Source organism: Staphylococcus sp. HMSC62D11 (genome assembly GCF_001839145.1).
Classification (GTDB): Bacteria; Bacillota; Bacilli; order Staphylococcales; family Staphylococcaceae; genus Staphylococcus; species Staphylococcus lugdunensis.
Genome location: NZ_KV840174.1, coordinates 23,948 through 42,046, shown reverse-complemented (window position 1 = coordinate 42,046; position 18,099 = coordinate 23,948). Strand labels below are relative to the sequence as shown.

The 18,099-nt window shown below is 34.7% G+C and carries 13 protein-coding genes; 5 read left to right on the top strand and 8 right to left on the bottom strand.

The window, feature by feature from the left end; genetic code table 11:
- Nucleotides 1–58: 58 nt before the first annotated feature.
- The 3 genes from HMPREF3267_RS00205 to arcA all read right to left on the bottom strand — a co-directional run bounded on the left by HMPREF3267_RS00205 (nucleotide 59) and on the right by arcA (nucleotide 3,862).
- Entirely contained in the window at nucleotides 59–1,198 is a 1,140-nt protein-coding gene (locus HMPREF3267_RS00205) for a CapA family protein (protein WP_037545682.1), read from the bottom strand.
- Nucleotides 1,199–1,567: 369 nt separating this feature from the next.
- Entirely contained in the window at nucleotides 1,568–2,329 is a 762-nt protein-coding gene (locus tag HMPREF3267_RS00200) for an alpha/beta hydrolase (RefSeq protein WP_002478494.1), read from the bottom strand.
- 294 nt (nucleotides 2,330–2,623) lie between these two features.
- Nucleotides 2,624–3,862: an arginine deiminase gene (arcA, locus tag HMPREF3267_RS00195; RefSeq protein WP_002492452.1), complete on the bottom strand. Its 1,239-nt coding sequence runs from the start codon at nucleotides 3,860–3,862 to the stop codon at nucleotides 2,624–2,626.
- 173 nt (nucleotides 3,863–4,035) lie between these two features.
- Here arcA and HMPREF3267_RS00190 point away from each other — a divergent pair, with 173 nt between their 5' ends.
- Entirely contained in the window at nucleotides 4,036–4,434 is a 399-nt protein-coding gene (locus HMPREF3267_RS00190; RefSeq protein ID WP_062078202.1) for a YolD-like family protein, read from the top strand.
- A gap of 69 nt (nucleotides 4,435–4,503) precedes the next feature.
- Here HMPREF3267_RS00190 and HMPREF3267_RS00185 read toward each other — a convergent pair whose 3' ends face one another.
- Nucleotides 4,504–4,818: a hypothetical protein gene (locus tag HMPREF3267_RS00185; RefSeq protein WP_062078204.1), complete on the bottom strand. Its 315-nt coding sequence runs from the start codon at nucleotides 4,816–4,818 to the stop codon at nucleotides 4,504–4,506.
- A gap of 178 nt (nucleotides 4,819–4,996) precedes the next feature.
- Here HMPREF3267_RS00185 and HMPREF3267_RS00180 point away from each other — a divergent pair, with 178 nt between their 5' ends.
- Nucleotides 4,997–5,485: a hypothetical protein gene (locus tag HMPREF3267_RS00180; protein WP_062078206.1), complete on the top strand. Its 489-nt coding sequence runs from the start codon at nucleotides 4,997–4,999 to the stop codon at nucleotides 5,483–5,485.
- Nucleotides 5,486–5,547: 62 nt separating this feature from the next.
- On the opposite strand, the gene HMPREF3267_RS00175 is transcribed toward HMPREF3267_RS00180, so the two are convergent.
- Nucleotides 5,548–8,385 carry a YhgE/Pip domain-containing protein gene (locus HMPREF3267_RS00175; RefSeq protein ID WP_037544332.1) on the bottom strand — a complete coding sequence of 946 codons (2,838 nt, stop codon included), beginning with the start codon at nucleotides 8,383–8,385 and terminating at the stop codon, nucleotides 5,548–5,550.
- A 308-nt stretch (nucleotides 8,386–8,693) separates the two neighbouring features.
- On the opposite strand from HMPREF3267_RS00175, the gene HMPREF3267_RS00170 reads away from it, so the two are divergent.
- Nucleotides 8,694–10,700: an amidase domain-containing protein gene (locus HMPREF3267_RS00170; protein ID WP_062078207.1), complete on the top strand. Its 2,007-nt coding sequence runs from the start codon at nucleotides 8,694–8,696 to the stop codon at nucleotides 10,698–10,700.
- A 505-nt stretch (nucleotides 10,701–11,205) separates the two neighbouring features.
- Here the strand turns inward: HMPREF3267_RS00170 and HMPREF3267_RS00165 are convergent.
- A complete protein-coding gene (locus HMPREF3267_RS00165) occupies nucleotides 11,206–13,185 on the bottom strand; it encodes a GA module-containing protein (protein ID WP_062078209.1) in 1,980 nt (659 codons plus the stop codon).
- A gap of 645 nt (nucleotides 13,186–13,830) precedes the next feature.
- Here HMPREF3267_RS00165 and HMPREF3267_RS00160 point away from each other — a divergent pair.
- Nucleotides 13,831–14,883, top strand: a complete 1,053-nt coding sequence (locus HMPREF3267_RS00160) for an LLM class flavin-dependent oxidoreductase (RefSeq protein ID WP_002478987.1) — start codon at nucleotides 13,831–13,833, stop codon at nucleotides 14,881–14,883.
- Between the two features lie 12 nt (nucleotides 14,884–14,895).
- Complete coding sequence (locus HMPREF3267_RS00155) at nucleotides 14,896–15,255, top strand: hypothetical protein (protein WP_062078214.1); 360 nt, start codon at nucleotides 14,896–14,898, stop codon at nucleotides 15,253–15,255.
- A gap of 187 nt (nucleotides 15,256–15,442) precedes the next feature.
- Here HMPREF3267_RS00155 and HMPREF3267_RS00150 read toward each other — a convergent pair whose 3' ends face one another.
- Together HMPREF3267_RS00150 and HMPREF3267_RS00145 are read right to left on the bottom strand one after the other, a co-directional pair.
- Nucleotides 15,443–16,285 carry an SDR family oxidoreductase gene (locus tag HMPREF3267_RS00150; RefSeq protein ID WP_002460656.1) on the bottom strand — a complete coding sequence of 281 codons (843 nt, stop codon included), beginning with the start codon at nucleotides 16,283–16,285 and terminating at the stop codon, nucleotides 15,443–15,445.
- 1,172 nt (nucleotides 16,286–17,457) lie between these two features.
- Nucleotides 17,458–17,829: a hypothetical protein gene (locus HMPREF3267_RS00145; RefSeq protein WP_002478990.1), complete on the bottom strand. Its 372-nt coding sequence runs from the start codon at nucleotides 17,827–17,829 to the stop codon at nucleotides 17,458–17,460.
- Nucleotides 17,830–18,099 lie beyond the last annotated feature (270 nt).

The window sequence follows — 18,099 nt, the reverse complement described above, 5'->3', positions numbered from 1 at the left end:
ATTTTACGTTAGCTCAATGGTTGGATGACAAGCGATGTTTCTCGTGAAACGTGACGCACTAAATACTTTGTGCGTCTAAAAATTCATCATCAATAATGCTTTTAGTCATTTGCTGTAAGTGTGGGATGTCCCATTGACTTTGTATATTTTGGCGTAAGGCATGTTTCTCAGCCAACGCCGGTGTATAATCGTGTAAATTATATAATACAAAATGTTTGCGCGTACGTTTATCCATAGGTTTGCTTTGTTCATAATGGTTAACCATGCTGCGCCATTTTACGTTGTTCACGGTAACACCTTTAGAAGTTTTTTCTAAATTAAAATTCAACCGTCCTAATAATTGGTTCCATTCCGTTGAAGTATATTGCCCGTTTAAGAAATTACCAAGTGAATATGCCACTAACGTTCGATGCTGATTTTTTCCTTTTACCCATTTAACCGGTTGAATGACATGTGGATGCATTCCTAAAACAACGTCAACACCTTCATCTGCAAACAACTGCGCATACTTTTGTTGCTTCTCATTCGGCATTGTATGATTCTCATTGCCCCAATGTGCTGAAACAATAACCGCATCACTATGTTCCTTTGCTTTGCGCACATCTTTTTTGATCGTTGCTTCATCAAAGGTTTTTACTGTATAAGGATATTGAGATATTTGGCCATTTGTACCATATGTATAGCAAAGTAAGCTTACAGTAATACCATTTCTCGTAATTGTATGTACCGCTTCGCTTTCTTTTTGAGACTTGAAAACACCAGAAAACAACACGTCATGGCGATAGGGTTTCCAAGCATTTATATGATTGGTTACTCCTGAATCACCTTGATCCAGTGAATGGTTGTTTGCACCATTTATGATGTTAAACCCACTATCTACAATGGCTTTAGTTACATCACTCGGTGTATTAAATTGTTTAAATCCTGAGTACGGCTTATCATCTCCACCAATCGGTGATTCTTGATTCACATACGCGAAGTCTGCTTGTTGAATATTTGATTTCACATGCTTGTACATAGGTTTAAAATCATATTTATTCGAACCTACTTTAGCATCGTTATAAACAACTGGATGTATTAAATTATCACCAACAGCTACGACAGATGCTGAGGCATTAACCTTTGTGGTTAAAGTTAAATAACTCATTATCAACATTAAAACTAAGGCAATCACACATACAATACGATACTTCTGCATACACATACCTCCTAACATGCATTTTTAGCGGCCCAAAATCCAATTTATCTACTTTTTAATTCTATAATATATTCTAATTACATTCAATTTTAATAATGGTAATAAAACACCACTATTATATAATACAAATAATGATAAATTGCAAAGTTATGTTTATGATATGATTACTATTTTTAATTTTGATGAATTAATTTAGTCGTATATTTCAGTAGCACGCGCTAAGGAATGTAATGCCTTAGTAGGTTTTCGTAGCATGACATCTTTGCATCATGATGACAATAAACTTAAAACTATATATATGACCAATGCAATATAAGCGAAATATAAAAAAATACCCTCCTATTTTACTATGGAAGGTATTTTAATGGATTAATCATTAACAAACCATGCTAAGGCACGCGCAATACTTTTATCCCAATAAGTGTAATCATGGGCGCCTGGACTAGGTTCAAAACGATAAGGAATCTGTTTATCTGCTAGATAGTCAATAAATGTTAAGTTATCTTGGTACAGAAAATCTTCGGTTCCGCACTGAATAAATAATTCTGGAAGTGTTTCTTCTCGTGCCACTGCTGCATCAACCAAATGATATGTATCTAAATTTGTGCCTTTAACATTAGTATGTTCGCCTGTAATTGCTTGCGGATGATAGTCTGTCCATTCTAAATCAATCAAGGTTTGTGCTTGAAAGACGGCAGACATTGGTGCTGCTTTGGAAAATAAATGACTTTGTGTCAGTGCAAATTTCATCGTTCCATAACCACCCATAGAATGACCAGCAATAAAGTTATCCTCACGACGCGTTGATAGAGGAAAAATTTGATGCACATAATGATACACTTCTAAAATATAGTCATAATAACGATGGCCATACGCCATATTGGCATAAGCACTATGATCAGCATTAGGCATAATAATGGCCAATTGATGTGATTCTGCATAGCGTTCAATGCTTGTAAATCTCATATATGATGTGGCATCACTTGATAATCCATGTAGCAGCATAACCGTTTTAAGTGGTTTAGCAATTCCATCACTTTTAAAAAAACTCGTATCTTCTGGTAGAATAACTGTTAAATTTTGATTCATGCCAATCGTTGGCGATTGATAATTTAATGTAATATAAGCCATCTTGATGTTCATTCCTCTCATTATCAATAGATTATTCTAATCATATCATTTTACACTTTAGCACGCTATTTGGTCTCTTTTAAAATCAAACAATGCTCAGACATTCATATCAATTAAAATCTGTATACAGCTCAAAAAATAAGGCCCTATCGTATAGTCTAATAAACTTTATTAAACCAAAATAATGAGGGGCCTTATATATTACAATCATAATCTTGCTCATATTGCTATACATGATTTTCCAATAATTTTCCGTGTTATAGCATTATAATCATATCAGAAAGAACCACTTTGCTAATCTATCTCTTCTCTATATAAAGGCTGACTCATACATCTTGGACCTCCGCGACCACGCACGAGTTCACTACCTCTAATTTCAATCACTTTAATCCCTTTTTCACGTAATAATTGGTTAGATACATAATTGCGATTATATGTAATAACCACTCCTGGACGAATGCATAATGTGTTAGAACCATCATTCCATTGCTCTCGAGCACCATCGATAATATCTCCATTACCTGTAGGAATAAATTCAATTTCTTCGATACCAAGTGCCTGCTCTAATGTCGCTTTTAAATCGCTTGACCGTGTAATTTGAATATCATCACCTTGTGTATTTTGCTCAATAGTAAAGATATTCATATTTTGTTCTTTCTTGAAAATAGCTGCATGCATCGTAAATTTATCATAATCAATCATCGTAAAGACAGTATCCAAGTGCATAAAGGTACGACTATTAGGAATTTCTATCGCTAATACTTTTGTGAATGTTGCATCTGCATTAAATAAGACTTGCCGTGCTAAACGTTCAATCGCTTGGGCAGACGTGCGTTCGGAAATTCCAATAGCTAATACTTCTTTAGATAATACGAGTTCATCCCCACCTTCAATATTAAATGGTGTCTGTCGATCCAACCATACTGGAATATCTTCATCTTTAAAACGAGGATGATACTTTAATATATATGACATAAAAATAGACTCTCGACGGCGTGCACCAAAATACATGCGGTTTACTGTCATCCCATGTCCAATAGAAGCTTGTGGATCACGTGTAAAGTATAAATTTGGCATTGGGTCTAAATAAAATGGGTATAAATCATCAATATATTCCACTAAATGAATTGATTTTAATTTAATTTCTTCTTTGCGAACACCAGACATGATTTTTTCAATCAATTCCTCATTAGTCAATGTAGCAAAGTAGGCTTTAATTTCTTGTTCATGTCCGAGAATCGTTTCTGGACATTCTGTCAACACCTCTTCAATAAATTGTGCACGTACGTTCGGCTCTACAATTGCTTCGGCTGCTAATTGCTCCAAATATAGTACTTCTACACCTTCATCCCGCAATGTTTGTGCAAAATGATCATGCTCTTCTTGAGCCACTTTTAAATATGGAATATCATCAAACAATAGACCACTTAAATGATCCGGTATTAAATTTTCTAATTCTTTCCCCGGTCGTTTTAGCAATACAGTTTTTAATGTTCCAATTTCACTATTCACTTGAATAGGACCATGTGACATAAATTCATTTCCCCTTTGTTCAATCAATCATGATATGCATAAAGTCTTTCTACGAATTACCTATACCCTATTAATCCACTTCTATGTCCTGCGATTATTTATATTTTTGAAAATTGTAGTTTTCTATTTAAATTTACGAACATATGTTCTATAATGAGTTCGAGGTGATAACTATGATTCCTAAACAATATCGACATGAAACCGATTATCGAAAAATACCAAGAGAATACTTAGACAGTAATATTCCACAAGGTCGTGGTATCGTCAAATGGGCACCGTTTGCGACAATGCCAGAGCAATATCAACAGCTGCGTGACTATATCGAAGAACAAAATAAAATTGACATGCCCAGCTTATCTGAAGACCAATTAACACTCATCAATCGCAATTTAACAACGAAATTCGTCCACCAGCAACTCGCTATTATTAGTTATTGGCGCAGTGGTTATATCCATTCAATCTCTGGCTATATTAAACATCTTGACACGCAACAGCAATATATTGTTATAAGTAATGAGCGTGGCAATGAAACAATGAACTTGGATTTTAATGTCTTATGTAATGTGGAATAACCTCAAATGTCTAGACGAAAAAATAGCTATGAAGACGTCTTTTATCACTGTCTTCATAGACTACTTATATTATTTACTTGTTGTAAATCTCGCATCGCTCATATCTACTTCAACTACTTTGCCATGTTTAACAAAGCATGTAACTCCTAAACCCTTTTTTGTTGATTTATAGACGAACAGGCTTATATCTTTTCTATTTGTATCATCTTTAACTTTTTTCAAGTTGTTACCATAAGCTTTAACTAACTTGTCATATGTTAAGTTACCTTTAACGACAAATTGAACTTTACTCGCTTTACGACCATTCGCTGTAACACCAGTGAACTTTTGATTATACTTTTCTACTACTTTCTTACTGTGAGTTGGGAGCAGGACAGAGTTCATAGCTAATCTTAGTATGTCTCCTACATATTAGACTTTAGCCTTATATGAAAATTAAGTCGAAATCATTTTTTTAATAGTGTAAAATGATAAAGCATACATTATTTGCATCATAAAACTCAATACATAGATATAAGGTGAAGTTTAATACATAATCATTTAGACGATGGAGGCATTATTTTTGAAAAAAGTATTAGCAGCTATAACTATTTTATTACTCGTTGTTGCTTTAGGCTTTTCTGTGTTTTTTGCAGCTACGACAACGCATCATTCAACTTCCGACCAGAAAGACAAGGTTGAATCTACTAAGAAAAAGAATGATACACACAAAGACAACAGCCCTGAAGACGATGCACAATTAGACACACCGCAGTCGGCAAACAATGCTACTACAGCACCTTCCAACAATGGACAAAATGTTCAGCAACAGGCACCCCAATATCATTATCAACAACAGCAACCTGTAAAATCTCAACAGTCTGCTGAGCAACAAAAATCAAATGAAACACCTAAGACAAATAACAATGCGAATTCAAACCACGGCAACAACGCTAAGTCACAACAGCACAGTGGCCAAGGTGGTGGCGGTAATGATAGTGATAGTAATACTAACCGTTCTGCTTCCCATTCTTCCGCTGCATCTACTACACAATCTAAAACGAACCATTAACAAATAAAGCGCATGCCTCGTGTCGACATCATATCATCACGAGGCATGCGCTTTTCTTATAGCTATTCTGTAACATTACTTTTATTAACTTTTTTAGTGACTTTGCGCATCATCGGATCAAGAATTGGTTTTAAACATAAACCAATCGTTAAGAAGCCGAGACCAAACAATCCTAAAATAATCAATTTTGGAATTAAAATAGCTGGTACTATACCTCCAACAGTTTCACGTAATGAATCAATCGCATACGTAAATGGTAAATAAGGCGAAATCGTTTGGAAGAATCCCGGTGCAGTCACTACAGGGAAGGTTCCTCCACCACCAGCGATTTGTAATACTAACAAAATAATGGCAATGGCTTTACCTGGATTACCAAGTAATGAGACGCATGTATAAACAATGGTATTAAAGACTAATGAAGCAAAAAGTGCTATTAATACAAATAGTATAGGTGATTCTACACTTGCTTTTAAAATAAGCAAGTCTCCTAATGTCACAATTAGTGCCTGTACCACACCTAATAATAAGAACAGTCCGGCTTTTCCTAAATAGATTTGTCGTGTTGTCAATCGACCTTTTAGAACTTGATGTTTGTTGTCTACAGACAATAAACTTACCATCAATAGTGCGCCTACCCAAATTGATAATGCCGTATAGAATGGTGTCATACCTGAACCATAATTTTTAACTGGGAAAATATCAATTTGCTTTTTAGAGATTGGATGTGCAATGACGTCAGCTTGTTTCTTCAAGTCATTCTTCAATGTATCGATCACTTTATCAACGGCATCATCTTTATCTAGCTGCCTGAAAATCTTATCCGCTTTAGTTAAATCTTTCTCAATGCCAGGCAATTTATGCTCAATAAATTGAGCCATATTTCCTAATGCTTGCTTCGCTTGTGGCTGGTTCTTATCTAACAATCCAACAAGTTGATCATATCTAGAAAATAATGCTGGAATATTATCATTTACCGTCGCTGTAGCGTTAGCAAGCCGTTGTTCTAACTGTGGTAAATCATTTCTTACAAAGTTAGCAGCTTTAGCTACATTCTGTTTGATCGTTGGGAAATAAGCTTGTGCCGTTTGCATCGCATTAATATAAGCTTGCTCGATAGCAGGTAATTCACTTTGAATACGACTTACCGTTTGTTGTCCGTTATTAAGAATATGATGCCCTGCTTCAATCACGTTCTCAATGCTTGTGAGCTTAGACTGCACAGTAGATAAGGTTTGTTGCCCCTTATTTAACACATCTGTAATGTCATTAGATATGTCGAGTAAGCGTTGATTAAGATCTTGCTTGATAAATGAACGAAACTGCTTAAGTTGCTCATTGACATTTGGTAATTGACGTAATATATCTACGGCTTGAGCTTGACCCGTACTACCATTAGATAAGGCATCAGATAATTGATTTACTGAACGCATTAAATCATTCAGTTGCTTATTTGTGTTATTAATCTTGTTGATTTGTGAGCTTAAATCGACATGTTCACTTTTTTCAAGTTCTTTTAACGTATCGATAAATTGACGATTATATTGTGTTGTAGCTTCAATACGAGATGACACATGATTTAAACTTTCTTTAAATTCATCTGGTTTATCCGATGCAATCACACCATAAGCTATATTTTTTAATGCTGCTAAATCGGATTGGTTTCCTTCAACTTGCGTATCTGCTTGTTTAGATAGTGATAATAGTGCTTCTGCTAAAGCGCTATTCATGGACTTAACATCATTGTTTGAAACAATTTGTCCAGCTTGCGGTACATCATAGCTGCTCGTGCTAACTTGCTCAACTTTATAAGGCACACCATGGCTGGATGTCTGAGTGCTTTGCTGACTTACACTGCCTTGTTGTAAACGTGAGTTAATGTTGTTATTCGCATCTTGCGCACGTCCAGCTGCTTCTTGGTAATCTCCCACACGCTGTTTTGCTATGGTTAAATAACGGTCGGCATCATTTAACCCACTTTGTGCAGTGTTCATACCTTGATTGACGAGTGAGACACCGCGGTTAATTTTAGGAAATTGTTGTGGCACGTCATTAGAAGCAACATTTAACACACGTTCAATGTTAGGCATATAGGCGTTCAAAGCTAATACGAGTTTTGCCTTTTCATTTAAAGCAGGTATGGATGCATTGACTGCATTTAACTTATCTTGTGCCGATACAATATCACCTTTGTAACGACCAAGTCCTCGAAACTTATCTGCATACTGATCTAATTGATCTTGATGATCGTTTAAATAGAGTATTTTATCACCAATTGCATTAATTTTTGGCAATGATTGTTTCGCTGCATAAACAGCATTTTTTATTTTGTTTATCGTAGGTACTTCATCTTCGATTTTTAGTCCTACTTTATTTGCTTCTGTCAACAATGCTTTAGAGACGGTTTCATCAAAGGCTTTATTTGCTTCATCAACAATTACTGTCGATCCTGTATCTGTCATTTTAGGTGCAACAGCATTGTTTTTTTGGTTTACTTTATATTCAACATTAGCCTTTTGTGGTTGTTTGCGTAATGTTCCCGTTATTTCATGTGAAAATTCTTTAGGTATGTATATGCCTGCAGTGTATTTCCCCATTTTGATTTCATGGTCTGCTTTCGCTCTGCTAACAAATTGCCAATCAAACTTTCCATTTTTCTTAAGCTTGTTAACAATTGAATTACCTACATTGATTTCTTTATTTCGAACTTTGTCTCCCTGATCTTCATTCACAACGGCTACTTTAATATGATCCGTCTTACTATATGGATCCCACATGGCCCATAAATTGAACCAGGCATAAAAAGACGGCAAAATTGCTAAACCTGCTATGATAATCCAAACTGCTGGCGTTTTCGCAATTCGTTTTAAATCAAATCGAAATAATTTCAGTGCGTTTTTCATTGTCACACTCCCTATAAAAAATACTGTCCTACGCACATAAGCTACTCATTTATGTTACATTAGATTATTTTAAACTGATAGTATAAATATATTGTTATTTATCTAGTCCTTGGACTGTTTTTTTCTAACCAATACTAGTATAATAATTTTTATTACAAGGTTTAATCATTGGTTGATAGATATCAACAAAAACAAATCTAAACTAAATTATATCAAATACATGCCAGTGTGACAAAGTAAATCTAATGTCAGTCACATGATCATTTTACCGTATTACAGAAATTAATTTCCAAGGAGTTCTTCTAAAGATGTCAAAGCAAAAAATATTCATTTACTTATTATCAACAACACTTATCGTACCTACATTTACATCCGATATCGCACATGCGACTGAATTGACAAACCAAAGCCATAATGAAAGTAACCATGCGTCTGTAGATAAATCAGATAACGATGATACTTCTGACACTAATGATGAACAAACAACAAAGAAACAAGAGAAATCTGCTAAAACTACTAAGTTCAAACAATATACTCGAGCAAAAAAAGCTTCCCATGATGAAGATGACTTATCTATATTTAATAAGCTCTTTTCCGACGATACTTTATCTTCAAATTATTTAAATCCACGTGGTCAACAGGATTCATTGTCAGAGCTATTGACAGCAATTTTTTCATCTGATTCTGAAACAACCGAGCGTACCGCTCAAGATACGTCTGATGATATGGAACCTGCAGCTGAGCAACAAGACAAAGCATCTACAACAGACTCAACAGAACAGCATTCAACAACGACATCAGAACAAAATGACCAATCAGCTAAAGACGCGACAACAGATGATAATAAAGTCAGCGATGCGTTAGATGAATTAGATAACTTAGATGATGCTTCTAATCACGCTCAAGATACACAGCGTCGACATGATAGTGAAGCATCAAAGGATGATGACAAAGAGACGTCATCTGAGGAAAAACCACACCAAGAAGCGCCATCACATGATACCGCGCAAGATAAACAGAATGATTCAAACAAAGAGGCAACCGATTCAGCTTCAGATGCCGTTATAGATTCAATTTTGGATGAATACAGTGATAATGCAAAGAAAACACAGCAAGACTATACACAAGATAAAACATCAGATAAACATAAACAAAGTAACGCAACAACGACAACACACCAAAAATACGCGCATATCGATGTCAAGAAAGATCGTGAAACACGTCATCAAATTGACAACCCACAATTACCATCAAAAGATAGCGTGTCCCATGCTACTGTCCCAGCTCAATCATTTGAAGAAGCTACAAAACAAGCCAATACACGTGCAACAAGTCTATTTGCAACAATACCCCAAGCTTCAGACAATACAAGTTCTACTGATGACTTAAGTGTGGTTGACAGTCAACAAACACGCACATTTATTAAGGCAATTGGTACTGATGCCCATCAATTAGGACAAGAAAATGATATCTATGCCTCTGTCATGATTGCACAAGCAATTTTAGAATCTGATTCCGGTCAGAGTACGCTTGCCAAAGCACCAAACTTTAATTTGTTCGGTATTAAAGGCGCATATAAAGGAGAATCTAGTGAATTTAATACACTAGAGGCTACGGCAAATAATCAATTATATAGTATCCAAGCTGCTTTCCGTAAATATCCGAATAAAAAAGCTTCATTAGAAGATTATGTTCAACTGATTAAAGAGGGCATTGATGGTAATGCAACGATTTATCAACCAACATGGAAAAGTGAAACATCTAGCTATCGTGACGCCACAGCGCATTTAGCTAGAACATATGCAACAGACCCAAACTATGCAACAAAGTTAAATCAACTCATCAAACATTATCATTTAACAGATTTTGATCACAAAAAACTACCAGATTTAACACATTACAATTCTAGCAATCCAAGCATGGATAACACAGGTAATGACTTTAAACCATTTATTGACACCAATTCAACAAGCCCATATCCACAAGGTCAATGTACTTGGTATGTTTATAAACGTATGCAACAATTTGACTTAGCTATTGGTGGAGATTTAGGTGACGCACATAATTGGAATAATCGTGCACAATCTGAAGGTTATCATGTTGATACCACACCTAAAACTCATAGTGCAGTGGTCTTTGAAGCTGGTCAAGCAGGTGCAAGTAGTTATTACGGACACGTGGCCTTTGTAGAACGCGTCAATGATGATGGTTCTATCGTCATTTCTGAATCTAATGTCAAAGGTTTAGGTATCATTTCATATCGCACACTCGATGCTAATACAGCGGATCAATTAAGTTATATTAGTGGAAAATAATGTAAGTTATTCAATAGATAACAATAAACACCAAAATAAGACATACATCTCAAAATATATAGTCTAGGACAGAATTCCTAGGATAAGGAGCGGGACAGAATTCATTATAAATTCGTAGTACCGCTCTCTTCTTTATTTACAAGACTTCGTATTGTTGGCTCGCTATAAAATATAAGTATGACATTACAGAATATTATGGATATGTATTTTTGGTAAATGTAATAATTCTATAATTACCTGTCATTTTCACTTTGGCGTATCACTAACTTATAGTAAGTATGATTATCACCTTAAACATATGATTGCGTGTCAACATCGCTAGTACATCCATTTTTTTAATATATGCATAGCCACCTTTCCTTCTATGCATGGTTGAATTATTTTTACTTAACTTCAGATTTATAATGTTACTCCATAAAAATACACCCCATTAAGTTGCATTTTAATCCAACTTTTGGGGTGTATATCATAACTGACGCTTTATTCGTCTAATTTTATGTGATTTTTATGATTTTGCATTATGCTGTTTTCGAGTTCTTGCAAGCAACAATAATCCTCCACCAATAAGTATCATGCCTATTGCTAGTACCGGCCAATAAGTTTTAAGTACCTGACCAGAGGCAGGTAATGATAGCGAGCCATTATCATCAAATAATCCGCTTAAAAAGTTGTCTTGATTATTAATATGACCTAATGATAACCCTTGTGTTGGGTTAGGAATATCGTCGATTTGATCAAGTACGCTTCGATGTCGTTGTGCATCTGCATGAAGTCGATCAAGTAAGGAAGGTCGATTTTTAATTGGCGCTAAAATATCATCTGCTTGATGTTGTGCTTGATCGAGTCTATGTTTCAATTGTAATAAATCATCTGCTTTGCCATTAAGTGCACTTTTCACTAATTGCAATACGTCTTTTTTATCTTTACTTACACGAGAAATGACATCTGCTAAAAGTCGTGCTTTTTCCTCGTTGATTTTAGTGGCTAAAATCGTTTTAATTGCTTCTTTCTGATTGGTTGACTGATCTAATATACTTTGCAAAATATCATCTGCATTGGCTTTACCATTAAGTCCAAATTCCTTTTTCAATTGTTGAACTAATGCTTTATTAGATAATTTTGCATTTGTTAAACGTTGAGCCGCTTTCTTGGCTTCTTCCGGGCTTAGTTTCATGCCTAAAATGGTTTCGATAAGGTGTGATTTGTCTTTTGTTTGATCAAACATTGATGCTAATATGTCGTCACTTGATGTTAAAGCTAGTTTATCAATATGCTGCAACAATTGGTCTGCAATCTCTTTGTCTGTTTTCCCTTTAACTGACATATTTTTTAATATTTGTTGTGCCTCGTTCGGGCTAAAAATAGTTGTAACAATATCTTTAACTACAGCTTCTTTATCTTCTGCCTGAGCTAAATCATTTTGTATGATTTGGCGATTAGCAGTAGTCTTGTTTGCTGCACGCTCAATATCAGTTATGATTTGTTTTTTCTTATCTTGAGCAATATCAACTCTGTTAGCGACATTTTCTTTCAATGTCGCTAATTGATTAAGTCGTTTATCAGCATAATCTTTATTGTTATGATGATTATCATTTTGAACTTTAGTAACAGCAGCTTCAATTTTTTCCGTTGGTGTTAACTGTTTGTCTAATTTTTCCATCAGATGAGTGCTGTTTGTATCTTGTTTAGATGCAGCTGAATCTATTGCTTTATCAGCCCGTGTTGAATGATTCGCATCACGATGTTGTGGCTTCAATTGATCCTCATTCTTTTCGTGTGATTTTACTGTTGGAGTTTGCTGTTGATTACTTTTTGTTTCTTTATTATTTGGCTCGGTTTGTTCCTTGTCATCTTTAGTTACAGCACTATCAGCTTGTTTAACATGATCTTTAATATGCGCTAAATCATCTAGCACTGTTGTTGATTTTTGGTCATTTTGACGTTCTTTATCTTGCACCTTTGATGCATCGTACTGTTCGTTGTCTTTAGTTCCACGTTGTGCCTCAGACGCTTTTGGTGTATCGGTAATATCCTTATCAACAACTGCATTTAAATCAGCTAAAATTTTATCTAACTCAGCAGTAATATCTGTCGTTGTAGTTGATTGTGCTGAATGCTTTGTATCTTGTGACGAAGTGTTATCCGCTTCGCTACTGTCCTCACGCGCTTGATTTTCATCTGTTGCATCAGCGACAATTTGTTTAATTTCTTGACGTGAAGTAGCCTCATCTAGCTGTTTCTCAAATTGTTTACGAACGCTATCGTTTAATGCATTTAATTCATTTATATCTTGTTTAGCATCACTAATCCACTGTGATATTTTATGATGATTTTCATCTATACTTTGATTTTCTGCGGTTTCAGCGTGAACATTCTCTATTGAACTATAATTCACAAACACACTACTTATAAGCAATGCAGAACATGATAGTTTAATATAGGTGCCGAATGGTTGTCTTCCTTGTGATGATTTGAATAACCTCATTTATGTCACCCTTTTTCTAATATTCCTTGACAATTTATAACTATTTATAGCTATGTTATACACGATTGGTTGATAATTATCAACTTTATTTTACACACGAGTCACTCTTTTTTGCAACAGATGCACTTATTACACAAATTCTATCATTTCATAATTTTAGTTAATTAAATTTTACAAATTTACAAACACTTCATATTCACGCATTTTTTATGTGCTTTTAGGGAATATGTATATTGCTTAAAATTAGTACCTCAAGCATTCCATAGTCTTTGATAAGGGGGCTTTCTATGTTTATTATCTCTTTATTGTTAATCGTTATCGGTATAACGCTAATGATATTAAGTTGGCTAATTTCGCATCGAACAACATCGGTAGACTTAAGAGAAAAGCTTTATTTACCTGGCTTATGTGTTTGTCTTATCGGTTGCTTGTGTCTTATTGGATTCTTGATTAATCACTCTTTTTAACAAGGTAAAGTGATCAGTTACATACATAAAGATAGGAACATATACTGCTAATACAGAGTATTTAATGTTTCTATTTTTATAGTTTAAATAAAAAAGATACCGGAAACATTGTTATTGACACTTTAATGAAATAAGCATAAAATATCAGTATAATTTTTATACCTAGGTGGTGTTCATATTGAAAGTAGAATTAGGTTTAACATCATTTGCTGATAACAGTGACATCTATATGCCAGATGGTAAACAGGAAAAAATCAGCAATGCCCAACGCATACGTAATATTGTAGAAGAAATAAAGTTAGCTGATCAATTAGGTTTAGATATCTATGGATTAGGGGAACACCATAGAGAGGATTACGCCGTTTCAGATCCAGTAACGGTGTTAGCCGCTGCTGCTGCTACCACATCACATATTCGCTTATCATCAGCAGTAACCGTCCTTTCATCTGATGACCCTGTACGTGTTTATGAACGTTTTTCAACATTAGATGCTGTATCAAATGGACGTGCTGAAATCATGATTGGCCGAGGTTCATTTATTGAATCCTTTCCGCTGTTTGGTTATAACCTTAATGATTATGAGGATCTTTTTAATGAAAAGTTGCAATTATTGTTAAAAATTAACCAGCAACCCGTGATTAGCTGGGAAGGAACTTTACGTCCCAGCATTGATGAAACAGGTATTTATCCGCGTGCTGAACATGGACCAATACCAATTTCTATCGCGACTGGTGGCACACCTGAATCATCATTGCGTGCTGGTGCATTCGGCTTACCTATTACGTATGCCATCATTGGAGGTAATCCACGTCGTTTCAAACGACATATCGAAATTTATAAATCTGTGGCACGTTCATACGGACACAATCCTGAGAAATTACCTATTGCTGTACATTCTTGGGGCTATATTGCTGAAACAGATGAAGATGCTAGAAGAGAATTTTTCCCATCTTTAAAAGCACATCAAGATGTATTAGGACAAGAACGCGGTTGGCCCGAGTTTGATGAGAATGCATTCGAAAGAGAAATCGGGCCGCAAGGTGCCATTTATCTTGGAAGCCCTGAAACCGTAGCACAAAAAATAATTGAGACGATTGAAACATTAGGTTTATCACGCTTTATGATCCACACACCCGTAGGCTCTATGCCACATGAAAACACAATGAAGTCTATTCGTTTATTTGGCGAACGTGTCAAACCTATTGTAGATAAATATTTTGAAGATAAGTAGGAGGAATTTTAAATGATATTAAGATACGTCACAAATGTTAAAATTGCGAAAGAATTATTTGAGGCTTCAAAGCCAAAATTAAAAGGTGATCAAGAAATGAAAGATACATTCAGTAATGTCTTTGGTCTTGATGAAAAACTTGTCCCATTAGTAGGTGGATTAGAAGCTGCTAGTGCAGCATTATTTTCTGTAAGTTTTTTAAACAAAAACATTTCACGCCTTGCTTCTTTAACAACTATTGGCGTGTTAGGTGTAGCCGCTTATAAACACTTTGAAGCAGGCCACGGTAAAGCAGGCGCACAACATGCTTTAGATTTATTAGGACTTGCAACTTTAAGTCTCTTAGATACTTTTGACGGTAAACGTCGTTAAACATAGTTCAAATAGTTAGAAAAATGAAGCGAGTCTGGGACATCATTATGTTCTAGGCTATGAACGATATTATTGGCAGTAGTTGACTGGATTGAAAATACGCTGATACCAAGCTTTATCAATCCTAGTCAACCTTACCGCGGGCGGGACTACGAATTCATAATGAATGCTGTCCCGTTATTATTTTTTAAGACTGTGATAAAAATTGTGCAAATGTCTGTGGTGTGTCATTCACAAGCTTTTGATAATCATCAGCATGTTGATCTAATAAGCCTCTAGCAGCTGCATCATACATTGAAGCTAATAACGCTCCAAATCCTTTTGGTTCATCATACATAGAAGCAAACGTATCTAACGAGACAGGCGCATAGTTGATTGTACTACCAGCTGCTTCTGAAAGTATTGTGGCTAGTTCTGGCATACTATAACTATGCCCAGATAATAAATACCGTCCACCCCATGCCTCTGGTTGTTGCAAGATAGCAATCACACCTTTAGCTATATCGTGACGCGAAATATAATTAATACGGCCATCACCCACTGGATAAATAAGCTTTTTCATTTTTACTAATTCAGGTAAGTACGGTTTCAATGGATCCATATACATCGCCATGCGAATATACGTGTAGTTAAGACGGCTAGAAGCTAGTAAGCGTTCTGCATAGGCAAAATATGGACTCATATGGAATGGATTATTGTGCTGGTCTGCATAAAAACCAATATAAAATATCTGTTTCACTTGTGCCTTTTGTGCTGCTTGCACTAAGTTTTCAACTTCTGGCAATCGTTTAAATGACGGATGAATAATACTTGGAATGAAGATAACTAAATCTATGTGTTCAAACGCTTGTGTCATACTTTCTACATCAAAATAATCTAATTGACGAATTGACACATTGTCCTTCCAGTGAGTTGGTACTTTCTCTAAATTTCTAACACCTATATTAAAATCTTTGATACGTGCTTTTATTGCTAATTCAGTAATATGAGTCCCTAAATGTCCCGTTGCTCCAGTAAGTAAGATTTTCATCTGATATGCCCCTTTTTTCAAAATTTATGAACTACACTTGCAAATCTTTTATAATATTAAAATCATAGTTATGGTCCTAGTTTACCTTCATATAAGCTTATAATTCAATTTATAAATCATGATGTAATTGTTATTTATATCCAAATATATTAGCAACATTTTGTTTTGGATGTGACAAAATTGTAAGTCAATTGAGAGCTCATATTAAGGAGACTTTATTCCAGCTGTGGTAATTTAGTAACATACACAAAGAAGTAACGATTCCGTTTTAAGTCATAAATAATTACTATTATTTCTTTGCTGTATAGCTTGATTGAAGGACGCCTATTCTAAAGCCAGTAACGAATGTGCATGATAATATGTCGTTCTTGTTTCCATTAACATGTCTAGTCTGCTATTTCCACCTATGAGAAATCTCAACCGTCACTTTACATTTTTTGGTTTTCAAATACTTCCATAGAATCACTTATTAATAACAGTTCACTTACTTCACATTAATTTACTATCAACACCACTGATGTTGCATATTTCACAACACGAATGATTAAACTCAGCATCTATTTGGAAGATAACGACAAACATTGAATTGACAGCTTAATTTAGTTAAAATTTAACAGCTATGAATTATGAAAATAATTCGAGATATCTACATTAATACAACTATAACTTAACTTTAAGTATATCTATTCCGCATGATAGATAATTAGTGAAAAACATCTAAGCATCAACACCTTAAGCTGTCATTCATCCTTTCTAAACGTCATATTCGTATGTCTGACATCATGACTATTTTATGACTTAAATTTATGTAATGATTCACACAAACATCAAAGACGCGCAACTTATTTGAAGCTGTATCGCATGATATTTTGCTCCATATCCATAAGTAAACTGAGCAAAATTTGTTTATATGGAAAAGTATTTCACCTCTTAAATAATACACTTCATCTAAGGTAAGTACATTCTTCATGGCTTTATAATAGGCTAATTTCATCAAAAAAAGAGGAGAGACATCGCTAAATGTCTCAACCTCATAACTAACACATTTACTGTTGTTGGCTTGCTAAAAATCTCTTTGTTTATATAACCTAGTATGTGATTTGTTGATATAATACAACAAGCACGCAGCTGGGTTCCCTACACAAGTACCTCGTCAGCTTTCCCTAATTTAGCTAACGGGGTACTTTTATGGTCATAAATAGCTTTACTGCACGCATAATGTTAATTACAAATAAGATTCCCAGGAGAATAAATAGTATAAATGCTATAACGGGAGCTATTACCTGTATAATCTCTATGTATTCTGGCACTACCATTGCAGAAACAAAAAGAAACGCACCAGAACCTGGAATTCCAAATATGCATAGTAAGCATGCAATATGATTAAAAAAAGCATATTTTGCATGATATTTGATCGTGTCTTCCATCATAATCCACATCACAACGGGTAAAATAACTGGTGCGAAGAAGATGCTTAAATATGCAATTGCAGATAATATATTATCATTTTTACTACCTATTTGATGAGGTTTTATCGTAACCATGTGTGCTCTCCTTCTCAATATGATTTTAGTCAATAACAACACGCTTTTCTTCTTAAATGATCGTTTTAATAAACTGTATCATTTCGCTTACATATTGTCCTCTTATTTTAACATTATACTAAATCTTTCACTAAAAAAGCCAAGATAACTTATATTGCACATTTTGCCAATAATAAAATTATATTATACAAAATTTTGTGTATATATAAATAACTGTCAAGATTTATCTTTTATTATCTACAAATAACACTAAACTCATATTCTTTTCTA

Coding starts and splice junctions, on each gene's coding strand:
- HMPREF3267_RS00145 (WP_002478990.1), bottom strand. CDS start 17,829: ATGGTTACGATAAAACCTCATCAAATAGGTAGTAAAAATGATAATATA.
- HMPREF3267_RS00175 (WP_037544332.1), bottom strand. CDS start 8,385: ATGAAAAACGCACTGAAATTATTTCGATTTGATTTAAAACGAATTGCG.
- HMPREF3267_RS00190 (WP_062078202.1), top strand. CDS start 4,036: ATGATTCCTAAACAATATCGACATGAAACCGATTATCGAAAAATACCA.
- HMPREF3267_RS00200 (WP_002478494.1), bottom strand. CDS start 2,329: ATGGCTTATATTACATTAAATTATCAATCGCCAACGATTGGCATGAAT.
- arcA (WP_002492452.1), bottom strand. CDS start 3,862: ATGTCACATGGTCCTATTCAAGTGAATAGTGAAATTGGAACATTAAAA.
- HMPREF3267_RS00170 (WP_062078207.1), top strand. CDS start 8,694: ATGTCAAAGCAAAAAATATTCATTTACTTATTATCAACAACACTTATC.
- HMPREF3267_RS00165 (WP_062078209.1), bottom strand. CDS start 13,185: ATGAGGTTATTCAAATCATCACAAGGAAGACAACCATTCGGCACCTAT.
- HMPREF3267_RS00150 (WP_002460656.1), bottom strand. CDS start 16,285: ATGAAAATCTTACTTACTGGAGCAACGGGACATTTAGGGACTCATATT.
- HMPREF3267_RS00205 (WP_037545682.1), bottom strand. CDS start 1,198: ATGCAGAAGTATCGTATTGTATGTGTGATTGCCTTAGTTTTAATGTTG.
- HMPREF3267_RS00155 (WP_062078214.1), top strand. CDS start 14,896: ATGATATTAAGATACGTCACAAATGTTAAAATTGCGAAAGAATTATTT.
- HMPREF3267_RS00185 (WP_062078204.1), bottom strand. CDS start 4,818: ATGAACTCTGTCCTGCTCCCAACTCACAGTAAGAAAGTAGTAGAAAAG.